At 27.6% G+C, this 19,112-nt stretch carries 21 protein-coding genes; 9 read left to right on the forward strand and 12 right to left on the reverse strand.

Features of this window, described 5'->3' with window-relative positions; genetic code table 11:
• Positions 1-3: 3 nt before the first annotated feature.
• On the forward strand, positions 4-318 hold the full coding sequence (locus ACQY5W_RS02495) for a hypothetical protein (RefSeq protein WP_428023362.1): 315 nt from the start codon (positions 4-6) through the stop codon (positions 316-318).
• 143 nt (positions 319-461) lie between these two features.
• Positions 462-725, forward strand: coding sequence for a hypothetical protein (locus ACQY5W_RS02500; protein WP_428023363.1), 264 nt, complete (start codon positions 462-464; stop codon positions 723-725).
• On the opposite strand, the gene ACQY5W_RS02505 is transcribed toward ACQY5W_RS02500, so the two are convergent.
• Genes ACQY5W_RS02505 through rsmA form a run of 11 tightly spaced genes read right to left on the reverse strand, consistent with a single transcriptional unit; the run spans position 726 to position 12,028 of the window.
• Complete coding sequence (locus tag ACQY5W_RS02505; protein WP_428023364.1) at positions 726-1,442, reverse strand: succinate dehydrogenase/fumarate reductase iron-sulfur subunit; 717 nt, start codon at positions 1,440-1,442, stop codon at positions 726-728. It lies immediately after the preceding gene.
• Positions 1,439-3,034: an FAD-binding protein gene (locus ACQY5W_RS02510; protein ID WP_428023365.1), complete on the reverse strand. Its 1,596-nt coding sequence runs from the start codon at positions 3,032-3,034 to the stop codon at positions 1,439-1,441. The genes ACQY5W_RS02505 and ACQY5W_RS02510 overlap by 4 nt, the downstream gene beginning before the upstream one ends.
• A 1-nt stretch (position 3,035) precedes the next feature.
• Entirely contained in the window at positions 3,036-3,458 is a 423-nt protein-coding gene (locus ACQY5W_RS02515; protein WP_428023366.1) for a hypothetical protein, read from the reverse strand.
• Positions 3,451-4,380 carry a D-2-hydroxyacid dehydrogenase gene (locus ACQY5W_RS02520; protein ID WP_428023367.1) on the reverse strand — a complete coding sequence of 310 codons (930 nt, stop codon included), beginning with the start codon at positions 4,378-4,380 and terminating at the stop codon, positions 3,451-3,453. The genes ACQY5W_RS02515 and ACQY5W_RS02520 overlap by 8 nt, the downstream gene beginning before the upstream one ends.
• Before the next feature lie 59 nt (positions 4,381-4,439).
• Positions 4,440-5,858, reverse strand: a complete 1,419-nt coding sequence (locus ACQY5W_RS02525; RefSeq protein ID WP_428023368.1) for a PhoH family protein — start codon at positions 5,856-5,858, stop codon at positions 4,440-4,442.
• Complete coding sequence (gene hemJ / locus ACQY5W_RS02530) at positions 5,848-6,369, reverse strand: protoporphyrinogen oxidase HemJ (protein WP_428023369.1); 522 nt, start codon at positions 6,367-6,369, stop codon at positions 5,848-5,850. Before hemJ ends, ACQY5W_RS02525 begins: the two co-directional genes overlap by 11 nt.
• Positions 6,370-7,551 (reverse strand): replication-associated recombination protein A, encoded by a 1,182-nt coding sequence (locus ACQY5W_RS02535; RefSeq protein ID WP_428023370.1) that lies wholly within the window; start codon positions 7,549-7,551, stop codon positions 6,370-6,372.
• On the reverse strand, positions 7,544-8,344 hold the full coding sequence (locus tag ACQY5W_RS02540; RefSeq protein ID WP_428023371.1) for a pseudouridine synthase: 801 nt from the start codon (positions 8,342-8,344) through the stop codon (positions 7,544-7,546). The genes ACQY5W_RS02535 and ACQY5W_RS02540 overlap by 8 nt, the downstream gene beginning before the upstream one ends.
• 5 nt (positions 8,345-8,349) lie before the next feature.
• Positions 8,350-9,309 carry a KpsF/GutQ family sugar-phosphate isomerase gene (locus ACQY5W_RS02545; RefSeq protein ID WP_428023372.1) on the reverse strand — a complete coding sequence of 320 codons (960 nt, stop codon included), beginning with the start codon at positions 9,307-9,309 and terminating at the stop codon, positions 8,350-8,352.
• A 9-nt stretch (positions 9,310-9,318) separates the two neighbouring features.
• Positions 9,319-11,244, reverse strand: coding sequence for a ribonuclease J (locus tag ACQY5W_RS02550; RefSeq protein ID WP_428023373.1), 1,926 nt, complete (start codon positions 11,242-11,244; stop codon positions 9,319-9,321).
• Complete coding sequence (gene rsmA / locus ACQY5W_RS02555) at positions 11,216-12,028, reverse strand: 16S rRNA (adenine(1518)-N(6)/adenine(1519)-N(6))-dimethyltransferase RsmA (protein WP_428023374.1); 813 nt, start codon at positions 12,026-12,028, stop codon at positions 11,216-11,218. Before rsmA ends, ACQY5W_RS02550 begins: the two co-directional genes overlap by 29 nt.
• A gap of 74 nt (positions 12,029-12,102) precedes the next feature.
• Between rsmA and hisF the strand changes: the two genes are divergently transcribed.
• The 7 genes from hisF (at position 12,103) to ACQY5W_RS02590 (ending at position 18,567) form a co-directional block, all read left to right on the forward strand.
• Entirely contained in the window at positions 12,103-12,864 is a 762-nt protein-coding gene (gene hisF, locus ACQY5W_RS02560; protein WP_428023375.1) for an imidazole glycerol phosphate synthase subunit HisF, read from the forward strand.
• Between the two features lies 1 nt (position 12,865).
• Complete coding sequence (locus ACQY5W_RS02565; protein WP_428023376.1) at positions 12,866-13,537, forward strand: SIMPL domain-containing protein; 672 nt, start codon at positions 12,866-12,868, stop codon at positions 13,535-13,537.
• Positions 13,534-14,070, forward strand: coding sequence for a purine-nucleoside phosphorylase (locus tag ACQY5W_RS02570; protein WP_428023377.1), 537 nt, complete (start codon positions 13,534-13,536; stop codon positions 14,068-14,070). Before ACQY5W_RS02565 ends, ACQY5W_RS02570 begins: the two co-directional genes overlap by 4 nt.
• Before the next feature lie 38 nt (positions 14,071-14,108).
• Positions 14,109-15,176, forward strand: a complete 1,068-nt coding sequence (rlmN, locus tag ACQY5W_RS02575) for a 23S rRNA (adenine(2503)-C(2))-methyltransferase RlmN (RefSeq protein WP_428023378.1) — start codon at positions 14,109-14,111, stop codon at positions 15,174-15,176.
• A gap of 84 nt (positions 15,177-15,260) precedes the next feature.
• On the forward strand, positions 15,261-16,676 hold the full coding sequence (gene gltX / locus ACQY5W_RS02580) for a glutamate--tRNA ligase (RefSeq protein WP_428023379.1): 1,416 nt from the start codon (positions 15,261-15,263) through the stop codon (positions 16,674-16,676).
• Between the two features lie 99 nt (positions 16,677-16,775).
• Complete coding sequence (locus ACQY5W_RS02585; protein WP_428023380.1) at positions 16,776-17,438, forward strand: response regulator transcription factor; 663 nt, start codon at positions 16,776-16,778, stop codon at positions 17,436-17,438.
• Between the two features lie 55 nt (positions 17,439-17,493).
• Positions 17,494-18,567 (forward strand): sensor histidine kinase, encoded by a 1,074-nt coding sequence (locus ACQY5W_RS02590; RefSeq protein WP_428023381.1) that lies wholly within the window; start codon positions 17,494-17,496, stop codon positions 18,565-18,567.
• A 26-nt stretch (positions 18,568-18,593) separates the two neighbouring features.
• On the opposite strand, the gene ACQY5W_RS02595 is transcribed toward ACQY5W_RS02590, so the two are convergent.
• A complete protein-coding gene (locus ACQY5W_RS02595; protein WP_428023382.1) occupies positions 18,594-19,091 on the reverse strand; it encodes a hypothetical protein in 498 nt (165 codons plus the stop codon).
• Positions 19,092-19,112 lie beyond the last annotated feature (21 nt).

Consider the following 19,112-nt stretch of genomic DNA (forward strand, 5'->3'; position numbering starts at 1 on the left):
ATAATGACAATTTTAATTCCTACAAATTCTGACAATAGACATGAATGTGTTATATCTAGTATAGAAGAAAATTTTTCTTGGGCTTATCTTACTTTAGATGATGGACAAATTATTTCTTGTGAATTCTTTGAAAGAAAAGAAGATATTATAGAGTGGATTGATTATGTTGTTGTTATAAATGACAAAGAATATATTTGGCCATTTATTGATGAAAATACTAAAGTACTTATTGTTAATAATGAAAAAAGCATTGATGAAATAGTTGAATCTTTTTTATTAGAAAAGTTATCTCTTTTTTCTACTATTTCAAAAAATTAATCTCTTAATAAAATTATTTTTTATATTTTATTTTATTAATGTATATTAAGATTTTTCAATAAAATCTTAATATATAATTTTTTCTAGATATATTTAGAAATAACTAGATATAATTATTAAGATACTATAAAAAGGTATGTTTTATGGAAAAAAGAAAACCAGGAAGACCAATACAAAAGATCGGACGTATTAAAATAGGATTATCAGTTGATGGTTTGACAAATAATTATTTAACAGAGTTAAGTACAAACAGCGGAAAGACAAAAAGTAAAATTATTGAAGAATCTATTGCTTTATATTATGAAAATAATAAGGAATTGCAAGATAAAATAATAATGGCAAATAAGTTAAAAGACGACCCATATTTCCATTTTAGGGATGTACTTAAAAAGTCATTAGATTCATAGTTAAAATGAGTTTGGATTAAAGCCTGAATCAAAATCAAACTCATTAAAAAAATTATTATTTTGAATATTTGGGTCTGAATATCCATTTTGAATTGATTTCATTCTAAGATTCATTATATCAGTTTTTGGATCAATAAATTGTGGACAAACTAGCGTACAATTACCACAAAGAGTACAATCCCATATGCCATTTCTTTGAATTTCGTCTAATTTATTTGAAAAATTTGATTCCTTTTTATCATTTATATACCTAAGTGATCTTGTTAGTGCATATGGACCCTTAAATTCTTTATTTATTTCTACTACAGGGCACGAACTATAGCAACTTTGGCATAAAATACAATTACTTTGTATATTTATAAGCTTTTGTTCATCATTTGTAATTAGATTATTTGAGTAATTTTCAATAAATGTCTTATTTTCTTTCAATAATTTTTCAATCTGATTTATCTCAACAACTAAGTCCTTTATTACTTTACAATATTTTAATGGTTTTACTTTATCATTTTCATCAATTTTTGATTTACATGCTAATTTTTCACTTTCATTTACTATTACTGCACATGAACCACAAATCCCACTTTTACAGCAACTTCTATATGATAATGTATTGTCAATATTTTCTTTTATATATTCTAGTGCATCTAAAATAGTTGAATATTCTTTATCAAGTTTATATTTATATTCTTTATTATTTCTTGTTATTGTAATATTCATATTGCATCCTCAAAGTTATGTTTGTCTTCTCCATTTATTAATTGCATCGTTGATATTTTTTTGTATTTTTCTGAACTATTTTTAAAGTCTATTCTATAATGTGAGCCTCTTGATTCTTCTCTTTTTAGTGCAGAAATTACTGTTAATTTTGATAAAAGTATAATATTTCCAATTTCTAAGTATTCTAATAAATTTTTGTTGTAATTTAAATCTTTATTTTTTATTCCACTATTTTTGTACTCTTTTTCAAAAGTTTTTATAATATCTAACATTTTAATCAAATCATTTTTTGTTCTAAATAAGCCAGTATTTTTAAACATATATGTACTTAGCTCATTTTTTATCTCATATATTGATTTGTTTATCTCTTTAGTTAAAAGTTCTTCTATAAATTGTATATCATCTTCTATCTCTTTTGCTCTATTTTCAACTATTTGTTTTGATTTATTTGCTGCTTCTTTTCCTGCAATTTTTCCAAATGTGATAATCTCAAGTAATGAATTTCCTCCTAGTCTATTTGCGCCGTGTGTATTGTTTTGTGCCACTTCTCCACATGCGTATATATTTTTTATTGATGTTTCACATGAAACATCAACTAAAATACCACCCATCGTGTAGTGTACAGCTGGTGTAATTGGTATTAAATCTTTGCTAACATCTATATTTAGAATATCTTTTATAAGTCTAATTTCTTGGGGCATTTTTTCTTTTAGTATATCTATGTTGATATGCCTCATATCTAAATATACATCTTCATCTTTTAAAAGTTTTTCTTTTATTGCTCTTGCAACTTCATCTCTTGTGGATAATTCATCTACAAATCTTTTTTCATTTTTATCTACTAAATATGCGCCTTCAGCTCTTGCACTTTCACTTATTAATGTATTTGTTCCTTTAAGAGCTGTAGGATGAAATTGTATAAATTCTAAATTAGATAGCTTTATACCATTTCTATAGGCTATTGCAAGTCCATCTCCAGTAGTTGAGATAGAATTTGTAGTATGCTTTGAATATACATTCCCATAGCCTCCTGTTGCAATTATTAGGCTTTTTGAATATATGTTTTTTATTTTTCCATTTTCAAGATCATATATTTTTACCCCTTTATATTTATTGTCTTCAATTATTAAATCAATAAGTATATGTTCATGAAGAAATTTAATATCATTTTTAATGCAATTATCATATAGTGTATGGATTATTTTTAATCCTGTATAATCAGAGCTATAGCATGTTCTTTTGTTCTTTGTTCCCCCGAAATACCTTTGTTTGATATTTCCTTTTTCATCTTTACTAAATGGTACTCCAAGTTTATCTAACCATTGTATTGTCTCTTTTGCATTTTTACACATTGTTTTAATTGTATTTTTATTAGATATATATTTTGATGAATTATATGTATCATTTATATGGTTTTCAATTGAGTCATTTTCTTCATCTAATACACAATTTATTCCACCTTGTGCTTGAACTGTTTGTGAATGAGTAGGGTATGTTTTTGAGATAATTAGTACTTTATTTGTTAAATCTTTAGCACTTAATGCCGCACTTAATCCAGCACCTCCTGAACCTATAATAATTACGTCTAACATTTTATTCCCAAAAATCTTTTAGATTGTCTTGTATTTCAGTTTTATCATTGTTTATTACACCTTCAATGCTATCTAGTTTTTCTAACAATGAGCTCTTTTCCACTTTATTTGTTTCTTTCTTTATTTCATTTATTTCTTTATTCACTTTTACTTCTGGATTAGGTTCAGTATTTATACTGTCAAGCAATGCTAACTCTTTGTCAATTGACATATTGTTGTTAATAAAAAAGTTTATCAATTCTTCATACTTTTCAAAATCCATTAACATAAATGATGGTTTTCCATCTCTTAGTATTACTGCTTTTTCTATTTTATTATATTGAATAGCATCAAATACTAATTTACTTTTTCTAATAAGGTGTGTTGATGGAATCATTTCATTAGATTTATATTGTAACAGTGATTTTAATTTATTTTCATTCATTTATAAACCTTTCAATATTTTTATATATGCCGTCTATTAATCTATTTCTAGATTCTACTGACGCCCATGCTATGTGTGGTGTTATAACTACATTTTCATGCTCTAATATTTCATTAAGTGGTGAATCTTCTTCTATAGGTTCAATTGATACTGTATCTAAGCCAAAATATAAATTTTTTTCTTTTAATATCTTGGGAATATCATATTCATTTATTATTCCACCACGGGCAACATTAATTATGATTGCGCCATTTTTTAATAATTTCATATTCTCATAATTGAGTAAATCTTTTGTTTTTTCATTAAGTGGACAGTGTATGCTTATTATATCGGATGTTTCTAATAATGTTGTGAGATTAGTTGTATTATAAGACGTATTAAAATTCATATTTGTAGTTGAATAATAGTTAATATTACAATCAAATGCTTTTGCAATTTTTCCAACTCTTTCTCCAATATTTCCTAGACCTATAATACCCCATGTTTTCCCACCCAAGTCCATAAATGGTTTATCAATATGGGTAAAAATTTCTGATTTATGCCAATTACCATTTTTAACATAATTAGAATAGTAATTTAATTTTTGAATAAAATTTAAAACTAGAGAAAATGTTAATTGAGCAACGCTTATTGTTGAATATCCTGCAACATTTTTTACTTCTATTTTTTTATGTTTTGCATATTCAACATCAACATTATTTGTTCCAGTTGCACTTACACAGATTAATTTTAGATTTGTATTGTCTATTACTTCTTTTGTTATTAAAACTTTGTTTGTAATTACTATATCACAATCTATTAATCTGTCAATGGTGTCTTTTTCATTAGTATAATCATATGTCTTTACTTCACCAAATTGATTTAATTTAGATAAATCAATATCCAAGCCTAGTGTAGCTCTGTCAAGTATTACGATTTTCATTTTGTATTCCCTTACGTATTATAATACGTAAAGGTATCAGAATTAAGCTAAATATTAGATTATTTATTTTTATTAGAAAATATATTTTCAGCCCATTCAGTAACAGGACCTCTTAAAACTTTTTGTAGTTCTATTGCAAAAATATTTACTAATGAGGAGTCATCATTTGTAGATTTTAATAATGTAGTTAAAGAGTTAGTATATTTATTTACATAGAAGTTATCAATTTGTTTGTTACTTCCAAGAATTACAACTTTGCAGCTATTATCAATTCGTGATAGTACCATTTGCATTGTTTTATTTGACATGTTTTGTGCTTCATCAATTATAACAAATGCATTAGATAATGTTCTACCTCTCATCTCTCCTACCCACATTGTTTCAATAAAATAGTTTTGCATCATTTGCTCAACTCTTGTTTTTAATTCCTGTTCATCAATTTCTTGTTCATCTTTACTTTTATTTATTCTTCTTTTTTTATATTCAGAACGAACAATATGATCTATACTATCCATCAAAGGATGATTGTATATTTTAAACTTTTCTTCTAATCCAGGAAGATATCCAACATCCTCACCTTTATCCAAAGATTCAATTGAATTTCTAATATATATGATTCTTTGATATTGTTTATTTTTTACTAATTTTAATGCACCACTAAGTGCCAATAGCGTTTTCCCTGAACCAGCTTTTGCTTCAACAATTAACACATTGAAGTAGTGTTGTATAATTGCATTTGAGAAGAAAAGTTGTTCTTTATTAAGTGGAGCAATTATTTGATTTCTTACTTCATCTTCATTTAGTACTCTAATTTTTTTATTTTGAATTGATGCTAATAAAACTTGGTCTGAGCCTTTTACTTTAAAACAGTATGAGAAATTTGAAACTTTATAATCTTTATCCAATTCAATAATATCTCTATTTTCAATTGTTTCTAAATCTTCAAAATTTATTTGTATAGTTTTAACAAATTCATATACAAAATCTTCTTTATTTGAACCAATTAATGATTCTGTTCTAATATCTAAGGATATTGCTCTTGTTCTTGCCATAATATCCATAGATAAAAAAGTAGAATTTTTATCATAATATTTAGTTGTAAATTGTGCAATTTCTAGTATTCTTCTATCATTAACAATATTTTGTGACGTTGTTTTTGATACCATCTGATACTCAAGTTTAGAGATAATATCAATAGATATTGTAGTATCATTCTCAATATTTAATCTAACAATCTTAAAATCATCTACACTTTTTGTAAAAATAATTGTTGAGTTTTCTAGAACTCTAGCAAATTCTCTAGCTTGAAAATTTATTTCATCAAATCCACTCTTTTTTGCATCAATTTCATCTAATACAGTTTCTGGAAGAATGATAAGGTTTTTATTATCATCAGATAATTTGAAGATATTATTTGCATCTTCAAGTAAAATATTTGTATCAAGTACATAATATTTATCAAAATTATTATTGCTCATTTTTTACTCTCTTTGGTTTCATTATCATATAAATTATAAATGCAAATAGAAGTGTAATCATTAATGTAAATGTAATAGATACAGCTTTAACAATTACATAGGTTACAATTAATATTGCTAGTAAAGTTGGAACTTCATTGTATGCTCTAAAGAATTTTCCACTTTTTGTGCAGCTGTTATTTTCTAAACTTTTTCTAAAATATTCTAAAGAAAATGAATAAATAATTAAAAGAATAACTACTGTAAGTTTTGCATGTAGCCATATGCCAGTTTTAAATAGTTCAGGAGATAAATATATCATTGCTATGCCACTTATGATTGTTGTCCACATAGCAGGCATACCAATATATTTATAAATTTTATACTCTTGTATTTTTACAACATCCACAAAATCTTTTTTATCAATATTTTCTACATGGTAAACAAAAAGTCTTGGCAGATAAAATAACATTGCCATCCATGATAGAACTGATATTATATGAAATGCTAATATCCAACTGTAATATTCCAATTATTTATCCTTTATTTTATTTATCCATTCATCTAGTGTTTTTTCAAAACCTATTCCCTTCGAATTGTAGAGATTAATTGGCTGAGTTAAATACTCTTGTTTTACATAACCACCATAATTGTGTGGATATAGATAGTCCTTATGGAATGAGTCTATATTTTTTGGTATATCAAAGATTTTACCATTTTTAACTTCACTTATCCCTTTATTAATTGCTTCATAACAAGAATTTGATTTTGGTGATGAAGCCAAATAAATTACACATTGAGATAAAATAATTCTACTTTCTGGATAACCTATTTTTGATGTAGCTAACATTGTACTTACTGCTAGATTTAAAGCATTTGGATTTGCATTTCCAATATCTTCACTTGCTAATATAACAAGTCTTCTTGTAATAAATTCAACACTTTCTCCACCTTCTATTAATCTAGAGAGATAATAAAGTGCTGCATTTATATCTGATCCTCTAATTGATTTAATCATAGCACTAGCTAAATCATAGTGTGTATTAGAAGAGGATACTCCATCCCCTATAACATTTTGTCTTAATTGTTTTAATGTTTCACATGAAACATTAGAATCAATTTTAAATGCAAATTCTAAAAGATTTAACATAGCTCTTGCATCTCCTGAAGAACTATTGATTAAGTACTCTTTTGTTTCATCACTAAGCAATGTATTTAATTTGTTTTGGGCAACAGTTAAAATATAAGTTAAATCATCTTTTGAGTGTGGTAAAAATTCAAATAAAAAACTTCTAGATCTAATGGCATTAGTTAAAGTAAAAAATGGATTTTCTGTACTAGCTCCAATAATTATTGCTTGGTAATTTTCCATAATTGGAAGTAAAACTTCCTGTTGATTTTTTGACAATCTATGAACTTCATCGATAAATATAATTGGTTTAATAAGACTATTTTCATATTTGATAAATACTTTTCTTAAATCTTCTATTTTTATTGAGGTTGCATTAAAATAAAAATAATCAGTGTTGATAGTTTTTGCAATAATTTTAGCTAGAGTAGTTTTTCCAGTTCCAGGTTTACCATAAAAAAAAAGGTGAGGAATCTCACCTTTTATAATTAATTTATATAGAACTTTATCTTTCGATATTATATGACTTTGACCTACAAACTCTTCAAGTGTATTAGGACGTAAAATTGAACTAAGATTAGTCATTATCTTTAGTAGCTAGATAATCTTTTAAGTTTTTGTATTCTTCTCTTGTAAGATATCTACTTTTACCTGTAGGTAAATTATTTAAAGATATTCCACCATATTCAACTCGTTTTAAATCTAAAACATCAAGTCCAAAGTGAGCAAAAAATCTTCTTAATTCTCTATTTTTACCTTCTGTAATTGCAACTTTTAATTTTGAAAAAGTATCTTTAACAGAATCAATTTTATATCCTAAAAATGGAGCAAAATTCATTGATTTAACTTTGCTATCTTTTCTTGCACCTTTTGTTGCATCATCAAGTTCAAGACCATTATTCATGGCATCTTCTACTTGTTTAGTTAGAGCACCACTTAGTTTAATCTTATAAACTCTTTGCAAATCAGAATGCATTAGTGCATTTGCAACGTCTACGCTATCCGTAAGAAGCAAAACTCCTTCACTTGAATAGTCAAGCCGCCCTATTGGTAAAAAGTGCTTATATTTAGCTCCTAGCGTGTCAAATATAATTCTTCTACCTTGTGGGTCATTTTTAGTAACTAATTCACCTTTTGGTTTATTATAAACCAATACAGTATACATTTTATTTTTTTCAAATTTGATAGGCTTATTGTCTATTGCAACAACATCTGTTGTTAAAACTTTTGTTGATAAGTCAGTTATTGTTTTTTTATTAACTTTAACTCTACCTTCTGCAATTAGTGCATCAGCTTCTCTTCTAGAGTATTTAGTATTATGAGAAATAAATTTATTTAATCTCACATCTTCTTGATTTGTTTCTGGTTGATTTTTCATGGTACCTACTTAATTCCTGCTTCTATTAAATCATGAATATGTAATACACCAACAAGTTTATTACTTTCATCAACAACAACTAAAAGTTGTATCTTATAATCTTCTACAATTTTAAGGGCATCACTAGCTAACAAATCTTTATTATTTAATAATTTAGGATTCATAGTTGCTATATCTTCTATTTTACAGTCCAATGAAAAATTGTCATTCATTAGAGCTCTTCTTAAATCTCCATCACTTAATAGTCCAATAACTTTTTCATTATCGGTTATTATAACATTTCCTAGTCTACCTTCACTCATTTTAATAATAGCATCTTTTAAAAGAGTTTCACGTGAAACAACAGGTAAGTTTTCCGTTCTAATTAAGTCAGAAACTTTTATAAATAGTTTTTTACCTAAACTTCCACCAGGATGAAAAGAAGCAAAATCACTTTTTTTGAAATCTCTTTTTTTCATTAAACAAACAGCAAGTGCATCACCCATTGCCATAGTTAAAGTTGTAGATGATGTAGGAGCAGTATCTAAAGGACAAGCCTCTTTTGTAACATTGATATCGAAAAATATATCAGCATATTTTGCTAATGTAGAGTTAGGATTTTTTGCCATGGCAATCATTGGTATATCAAATCTTTTTAAGTGTGGAAGTATTTGAATTAACTCCTCACTCTCACCAGAATAAGATATGGCTAAAACGGCATCATCTTTTCCAATCATACCTAAATCACCGTGCATAGCTTCAGTAGGATGAAGGAAAAAAGAACTTGTACCAGTACTTGCTAAAGTTGCAGCAATTTTTGTACCTACAAGTCCTGATTTACCAACACCTGTAACTATTAATTTTCCTTTTGTATTGTAAATAAGTTCAACTGCACCATTCATATCAAAAGAGTTAGCGTTAGAGGCTCTTTCTAACTCTTTAGCTTCAGTTAATAAAACCTCTTTCGCAATCTCATTATAGTTCATTGTTTATCCTTATTGAACAAAAATAGTAGGAACAATCATAGGGTATTTTTTATATTTTCTAACACAATGTTTTCTTACAACTTTTCTAATTTCATCTTCTAAGAATTTATTGTTTTTAAAGATACCCTCTTTTGCATTTGTAAGGAAAGTTTCTAATAAATCTTCAATCTCTTTAGAGAAAAATTTATCTTGTTTGTCAGGAACTAATCCAAAAGATGTAACTCTTGTTCTTTCAGAAAGTTTTCTATCATTTTCATTTATTTGAGCGACAATCATTACAACACCCTCTTTTGCCATTGTTTGTCTATCTAAAACAATATCATCAGAGATTTTATGATTTAATTGGTTATCAATATAAGTTTTTCCAGATTTAACAGTTTTTACTTTTTTAAGATATTTAGGAGTAACTTCAATTTGTTCCCCATCACTCATAATATAAGTATTTCTTTCTAAAACACCACATGAAATACCTGTTTGTTGATGTTTTACAGCATGATTATACTCACCATGAATAGGCATAAAGAATTTAGGCTTAACAAGTCTTAGCATAAGTTTTTGTTCTTCTTGCGCAGCATGTCCAGATACGTGGATTTCTGAGAAGTTTTGATAAGCAACTTCAGCACCAGCTTTAAGTAGGTGGTTAATAATTTGAGAAACACTAGCTTCATTTCCAGGAATTGCTTTTGCAGAAAGTATAATTTGATCACCTGGCTTAATTTTGATATGTCTGTGTTCATGAATTGACATTCTATAAAGTGCACTCATAGATTCACCTTGACTTCCAGTTGTCACAATAAGAATTTGGTTATCATCATATTTTTGAACTTCATGTGGATCAATAAATTGGTCTCTTGGGAATTTAATATATCCTAAACTCATTGCAAGTTCTAAGTTTTTCTCCATAGACCGACCAATAACACAAACTTTTCTTCCATATTTTAATCCATATTCAATTGCTTGTGCAACTCTGTGAATATTAGAAGAGAAAGTTGACATGATAACTCTACCTTTTGCTTTAGAGAATAGATTATCAAATGTAGGTCCTACTGTTGATTCTGATTTTGTAAACCCTGCAGTATGTGAGTTTGTTGAATCTGACATAAGAAGTAAAACACCCTGCTCTCCATAATGGGCAAATCTATGTAAATCAGTTGGGAAACCATCAATTGGAGTATGGTCAATTTTAAAATCTCCAGTGTGAATGATAATACCAGCATCTGTTTTAATTGCTAAAGATGAAGCATCAATAATTGAGTGAGTTATGTGCATCCATTCAATTTCAAAATCACCTATTTTAATAGGAGTTCTTTTTTGAACTGCCTTAAAATAACTTCTATGTTGTCTCATTTTATGTTCATCAAACTTAGAACCAATCATTTCCAATGGCAAAGATGTTCCATAAATTGGGAATTGCATTTCTTTAAATAGATATGGCATAGCACCAATATGGTCTTCATGTCCATGGGTAATAATAATTGCATCAATTTTGTCTTTAATCTCTCTGATATAAGTTAAATCAGGAATTAAAATATCAACTCCGTGCATATCTTCATCAGGGAAACTCATACCAACATCAATAATAATTGCACTTTTTTCAGTTTCAATTACCATCATATTTCCACCAATTTCACCTAAACCACCTAATGGAGTGATTCTGATTTTTTGTGTAGAACTAAGATTTAATTTATTGTGTGGATTTAATCTATCTTTATGAATTCTTTCATTGATAATATGAGCTTTTCTTAAATCAGTAATCCAACCCTCACCTGATTGGTCTTCCATTTTAGGAACAACGATTTTTTTTCTCTTGTTCATTGGTCTTTTATTTTTTGGCTTCTTAGTACCTTCAGCTGTTGGTTGTGTAGTAGTTGTAGCTACAGGAGCAGAGTTTTCTACAACTTGTGTATTATTCTGTAATGTTTTGTTCTCTTCCATTCAATATTGCCTTTGTATATATTTGGCTATACAAAGATGAACTAAGCTCATGAGGTCGGATGTTATCACTTATTTCAAGCTCTTTAAATAAAGAAAGAATAGTCTCTTTAGAAACTAAAGAAGAGATATTTTTAGACAATTTTTTTCTAGGCTGTTGAAAACAGGCTTTCAAAAAATTGTTAAAATTTTTATCCATTCTTTTTGTCATATCTTTTTTTATATAAAGAATTGAAGACATAACTTTGGGAGCTGGTTCAAAAGATTCTGGCGGTACATCAAATAAAATTCTAGACTCTTTTGAGCATAGTTTTGATATCACACCCAATGCAGAAAACTCTTTGTCCCCTTCATTGGCAGAAAACTTTTCAGCTACCTCTTTTTGAACCATAACAATTATGTGTTCACAAGTTTCATCTTCAAATGCTCTTAGTATTATATTAGTTGCAATATAATACGGCAAATTAGCGATTAGATCGTATGTGCTATTATGTAAGCTTCCTTGTCTATCCCATGCTTCCAAAACATCAGTGTGGACCAGTGTTAGGGAACCATTATCTATTGGGATAGCAAACTTAGTTTTTAATATAGCAAATAAATCTGTATCAACTTCATAGGCAGTTACATCTTTGCATTTGACTAAATTTTTCGTCAAATCACCTAATCCAGGCCCAATTTCCACAATATGATTATTGTTCTTGGGCATCGATTGGATGATTCTTGATAAGACTGTGTCATCTTTTAAAAAGTTTTGACCGTATTTCTTTTTTGCTTTTACTTTTTCCATAAGAGTTTGGATTATATATGAACTTAACTTACATTTAGATAATATAAAAAGTTAAAAACAAATAAGGATAAAAAGTGAGCAATTTTGCAAAGAGAATAATTCCATGTTTAGATGTAAAAGATGGAAGAGTTGTAAAGGGCGTTAATTTTGTTGGACTAAAGGATGCAGGTGATCCTGTAGAAGTTGCAAAACGGTACAACAATGAAGGTGCAGATGAGATTACTTTTTTAGATATAACAGCAAGTCATGAAAATAGAGATACTATAGTAGATATTGTAAAAGATGTTGCCAAAGAGGTGTTTATCCCCTTAACAGTAGGTGGTGGGATTAGAACTTTAGAAGATATATACAAACTTTTAAATGTAGGTTGTGATAAAGTTTCTGTAAACTCAAGTGCAGTTGTAAATCCAGGATTTATAGATGAAGGTGCAAAAAGATTTGGTAGTCAATGTATAGTTGTTGCCATTGATGTAAAAAAAGTTGCAGATGGCTCTTATCATGTTTTTGTAAAAGGTGGTAGGGAAGATACTGGTTTAGATGCACTTGCTTGGGCAAAAGAGGTTTACAATAGGGGTGCAGGAGAGATTCTTTTAACTTCTATGGATACAGATGGTGCAAAAAGTGGATTTGAACTAAATATTACACAACAAATTTCAAGTATAGTAGATATTCCAGTTATTGCAAGTGGTGGAGCTGGAACAATGGAACATATAAAAGAAGCTTTTGAACATGGTGCTAGTGCTGCATTGGCTGCATCAATTTTTCACTTTAAAGAGATTGATATAATGGACTTAAAAAGATATTTAAGAGATAACAATATTCCTGTAAGGATTTAAAATGAAAAAATTTATATTTTTGTTGGTACCATTTTTACTAAATGCTTATGAGATTGAGTTTAGTAAAGAGTTTACAAAAGATTTGATACCAAATATACTAGGTGCTGATATATCAGTTAGCATTGAAGATAAAAAAGAAAAAGAAGTTATTGAAAGATTGGAACTTTTTGAAAGAAAAATAAAAGAGTACAAAAAAGTTGAAAAACAACTAGGTACATTTAATGTAAGACCACAGTATCAACGTACAAACACAAGTCCAAAAATTTATGGTTATTTAGGCACTTTAAATTATAAAATTGAGACAACAGATGCACTTAATATGGGTGAATTTATCAATTTAATTACATCTTTAAAAGAAAATAGAGATACATCAGTATCTTTAAATAATCTTTCTTGGAGAGTAAAAGATGATAGTTATAATGTAATTTTAGATTTACTAAGACTTGAGTCAATAGAGTGGGTGGAAACATATGCAAAAAATCTTTCAAATGATTTGAAAAAGGAGTGTAGTGTAAAATCAATAAATCTTATTAATAATATTATGCGTACATATAGAGAAGCCGCAACAACACTTAGAATTGACTCTTCAATCAAAAAAGAGAATGTACCAGTACCTGAAGTTTCTAGACAGAAAATTTCTATAATGACAAACTATAAAATGGAATGCAAATGATAATTTGTGCTGGTGATATAGAAAGTTTTAAATTTGCCGAACCTATGGGAATAGGCTTGGTTGATACTGCTATAAATCTTACAAGAAGATGTCTGTTTAATAAACCAGATTATATACTTTTTATTGGTACAGCAGGAAGTTATGGTAATCATAATATTTTAGATATTATAGAATCAAAACGAGCTTCAAATGTGGAACTCTCTTTTTTAGAAAATAACTCATATACTCCTATTGATAATGTATTGGAATCTGAAAATAAAATGACTAAAAATGACACTATTGTAAATAGTTCGAATTATATTACAACAAATTTTGAAATTGCAAAAAAATATAATGATTATGGGATAGGAATTGAAAATATGGAGTTCTTTTCTGTAGTAAAAGTGGCACGTGAGTTTGAAATACCAGTTGCTGGAATCTTCATAGTAACAAATTATACAAACAAAAATGCTCACGAAGATTTTAAAAAGAATCACAAAGAGGCTATGGAAAAAATCACAAAATATTTATTAGAAAAAAATATAATTAAGTAAGATGATGTTTCATGTGAAACATTATAAAAAGGAAAAAATTGCAATCAATATATGACTTTACTTTAGATGAGTTAAAAGGGAAACTAAAACCATCATTTAGAGCAAAACAGGTTTATAATTGGATATATAAAAAATATGCCACATCTTATGATGAGATGAAAAATTTACCAAATGATTTAAAAGAAGATTTAAAAAAGAACTACGCAATTGATATTTTACAAATCATAAAAAAAGAAAAAAGTAGTGATGGAAGTATAAAATATCTTTTTAAACTTCACGATGGGCATACTGTGGAAACTGTTTTTTTATTAATGAGAGAGAAACAAATTGGTGATGATGGTGTCGTTGAAAAAGGTGAAAAACATACAGTATGTATATCAACACAAGTAGGATGTAAAGTAGGGTGTAGTTTTTGCTTAACTGCAAAAGGTGGATTTGTTAGAAATCTAAGTGTTGGTGAAATTGTTGCTCAAATTGTGCATATGAAAAGAGATAATAATATTGATGAAAACAAATCATTAAATATTGTTTTTATGGGGATGGGTGAGCCTTTAGATAATTATGATAATTTTGTTCATTCTGTAAAAGTATTTTCAGAAGAAGAGGGTTTATCTATAAATAGAAGAAGACAAACTGTATCAACATCTGGAATCTCTTCTAAAATAGAGAAACTAGGAAATGAAGATTTAGGAATTCAACTTGCTATTTCTTTACATGCTGTTGATGATGAATTAAGAAGTGAGTTAATTCCTATGAATAAAGCTTACAATATAAAGTCAATAATTGATGCAGTAAAAAAGTTTCCAGTAGATGCAAGAAAAAAGGTTATGTTTGAATATCTTGTTATAAAAGATAAAAATGATGATATAGCAAGTGCTAAAAAACTTCTGTCATTACTTGATGGAATAAAAGCAAAAGTAAATTTAATATATTTTAATCCATATCCAGGTACTACATATCAAAGACCAGAAAGCAAAAAGATGATAGAATTCCAAAATTACTTGATAAGTAAAGGTTTACTTTGCACAATAAGGGAATCAAAGGGTCTAGATATCTCTGCTGCATGTGGACAACTTAAAGAAAAGGATGCAAATGGAACCGCTTGATTTAGCAATGATAATATTTCTTGTGGGAGTTATTATAGTATCCGCAATAGGTTTTTTTAAAAGTTATAAGAATAAGGAAGATTAATGGTAGTAACAAGATTTGCACCAAGTCCAACAGGTTATTTACATATTGGTGGATTAAGAACATCTTTATATAGTTATTTATGGGCAAGAAGAAATAAAGGTGTATTTAGATTGAGAATTGAAGATACTGATCTTGAAAGAAATAATATTGATGCACTAGGTGCTATTATGGAAGCTTTTGAATGGGTTGGTTTAGATTATGATGGAACAGTAGAATATCAATCAAAAAGAATGGATGTTTATAAAAAATATATAGACCAACTACTTGAAGAAGGTAAAGCTTATAAGTGTTATATGAGTAAAGAAGAGCTAGATGTTTTAAGAGAAACTCAAATGGCAAATAAACAAACTCCTAGATATGATGGTACTTGGAGACCAGAAGAGGGTAAAGTATTACCTCCTATTCCTGAAGGTATAGAACCAGTTGTTAGAATTAAAGCACCTAAAGAGGGAGTTATTACATTTATTGATGGTGTAAGATCAATTATGAACTTTAATTGTAGTGAAGTTGATGATTTTGTTATTGCTAGAAGTAATGGGGTTCCTACATATAATTTTGTAGTTGCAATTGATGATGCCTTAATGGGAATGACAGATGTAATAAGAGGTGATGACCATTTAAGTAATACACCTAAGCAAATTGTTATTTATGAGGCATTTGGTTGGACTCCACCAAAATTTTATCATATTCCTATGATCAATAACCCTTCAGGTAAAAAGCTATCAAAAAGAGATGGTGCAATGGACGTGATGCAATATAAAAGAGAAGGTTTTTTACCAGAAGCTTTATTAAACTTTTTAGTAAGACTTGGTTGGTCAAATAAAGATCAAGAAATTTTTTCAATGGAAGAGATGTTAGAGTTGTTTGACCCAACAAATATTAATAAGTCAGCTTCAGCATATAATCAAGAAAAATTACTATGGTTAAATTCTCACTATATAAAAAATGTATCAAATGAAAGATTAGCAAAAGAGTTGGAATTTTTTGATTGTTTTATTCATGGACATGATAAAAAAGAGATGCTTTTAGATTTGACAAAAGAGAGAGCTCAAACTTTAGTTGAGTTAAAAGATGCAATCAATGTTATTTTAGATACACCAACTGAATATGAAGAAAAAGGTGTTAATAAATTTGTTAAAGATGAAACAATTTATAAGATTTTAGAAAATTATGTAAAATTACTTGAGGAAAATGTTGATAAATTACATTTAAGTATTGATTACGAAGCTATTACAAAACCCTTTATTGAAGAGTTTGAGTTGAAATTCCCACAACTATTTCAACCAATAAGATTAGCTTTAACTGGAACAACCCAAGCTCCATCAGTTTATGATATTATGGCTGTACTTGGTGTAAAAGTTACTTGTGATAGAATTAAAACTGCCTGCGAGAAAAAATTTAACAAAGAGGGATGATAATACCCTCTGTTAAATTTATATACATAATTAAAACTGTGATAGCAGTTTATTTTCCTTATTATTTTTCTATGTTACAATTATTTCACAAGGAGTAATATGAAGATACTTTTGATGGAAGATGATTTAATTCTTAATGAAATTATTGAAGAACACTTATTAGAAATGGGACATGAGGTTATTAGTGTTTTTTGTGGTAATGATGCCGAAGAATTGTTGTATTCTCAAAAGTTTGATTTACTTCTTTTAGATGTAAATGTTCCCGATATAAAAGGTTTTGAGCTTTTATTGAACTTACGAGAAAATAGTATCAAAACTCCTGCTATTTTTTTGACCTCACTTAGTTTAGCTGATGATGTTGAAAAAGGTTTTCAAAGTGGCTGTGATGATTATATAAAAAAACCTTTTGAGTTAAAGGAACTTGATTTACGAATAAATAATATTAAAAGACTTTTTAATATATCTTCAAATAATCAAATAAATTTACCAAATAATATGATTTTAGATAAAGAAAATTTGTTAATAAAAAAAGATAAAGAAGAGATTCATATTTCAAAAAAAGAGATAGAAGTTTTGATTTATCTTACACGAAATAAAGATAAAATAATAAGTATAGAAGAACTTTCATCAAATGTATGGGCATATGAAGATAGTCCAAATGCTTCTACTATAAGAACATATATAAAAAATCTTAGGAAAATTTTAGGTGAAGAGTTAATAACAAACATAAGAGGAGTAGGTTATAGATTTAACAGCAAATGAAAAAAGTACTTTTTATAAGTTTTTATCACTTTATTTAGGTTCATCGTTTATATTGATGTCTTTAATAGCTTTTTTGTATTTTGAAAATCAACAGAAATTGTATTTTAATTTAACAAAATCAAAAATGAAAAATATCGCTTCTATAATTTCTTCAAAGATTATATATGCACATATGAGCGGGACAAAGTTAGCAGTAACAGGAAGCTTTGAATCAAAAAACTATAAGTTGGCTTTTTATGATGAAACTGGGAAAAAGATTTTTGGAAATATTGAAGAAGAAATAGATTTAACAAAAGATATTATCGAAGAAAAAGAGAATTTTATATTGGTTGATAGATCTACATTTGGACATTTAGGAATATCAGCAATTGCAATAAAAGAGCATCTTTATTTTAAACAAATAAAAAGACTAGAAATAAATATCATACTACTTTTCTTTCTTATTTATTCGATTATAGCTATAGTTGGATTTTATTTAGCAAAACTATTTATTAAACCTATAAAAGAAGAAAGAGATAAATTAAATAACTTTATAAAAGATACTACCCACGAATTAAATACGCCAATAAGTGCAATACTTATGTCAACAGAAAGCGAAGAGTTAAACTCTAAGCAAATAGAACGTATAAGATTGAGTGCAAAAAGAGTTTCTGAAATATACAAAGATTTGACTTATGTTTTTTTACAAAAAGACGTAGAACAAAAAGATTTAAAAGAGATTTCTCTAGTGGAAATTATAGATGAACAGTTAAAATATTTTGAGCCTTTAGCTACAAAAAAAAGAATAAAAATCACTTTGGATTTAGAAGAGTTTAGTTATAAAATTGTTAAAGATGAGTTTATTAGATTATTTAATAATTTACTTTCAAATGCCATAAAATACAACAAAATGAATGGGGAGATAACTATTGTTTTAAAAGATAATAAGCTAATCATAAAAGATACAGGAATAGGTATCAAAAAAAGTGAAATGGCTGATATCTTTAAAAGATATTATCGGGCTACATCGTTGCAAGGTGGTTTTGGATTAGGTTTAAATATTGTAAGTCAAATTTGTAAAAAGTACAATATTAAAATAGAAATAGATTCTATTTTAAATGAAGGTACTGAAATTAGAGTTTTATTTTAATAGAAAAATTAAGTAGGTTTTCCTACTTAATTTTTTTGATTAAACATATTAAAACATAAACTAGCAAATATCATAAATAGACCTAAACAAAAAGCTCCAACACTAACATAAACTATAGATTCAGTTAATATGTGATTATGTGCAGCACTTCTTCCTATAATTGGAGCTAATAAAAACATACAAAACCAAGATAAAGGATAAAGTGTTCCTAAACCAATAAAAATTGAACTTAAAGTTTTCATACTATCTTTCATTTTAGATAAAAGAATAATCAATAACAAAGCTAGAGAATAAGCAGCAATTCCACTTGCATGAAAATGTGCTCTTTGTGCATATCTCCAAATCTTTGCTTTACTTTTTTCATCATGAACAGTAGGATTTTCAGCAATATTTTTAGAAATATAATTCTTTACCATATCCTCATTTGCACCAAAAACTATTCCCATACCAATCCCAAAAACTAGGGACATAAGTGTTATTAAAAGTCCTATTTTTATAACTTTTAAATCAATGCTTAAATTCATTATTTCTCCTTTTTTTTGGAA

This window comes from Arcobacter sp. (assembly GCF_050300555.1).
Lineage (GTDB): Bacteria > Campylobacterota > Campylobacteria > Campylobacterales > Arcobacteraceae > Arcobacter.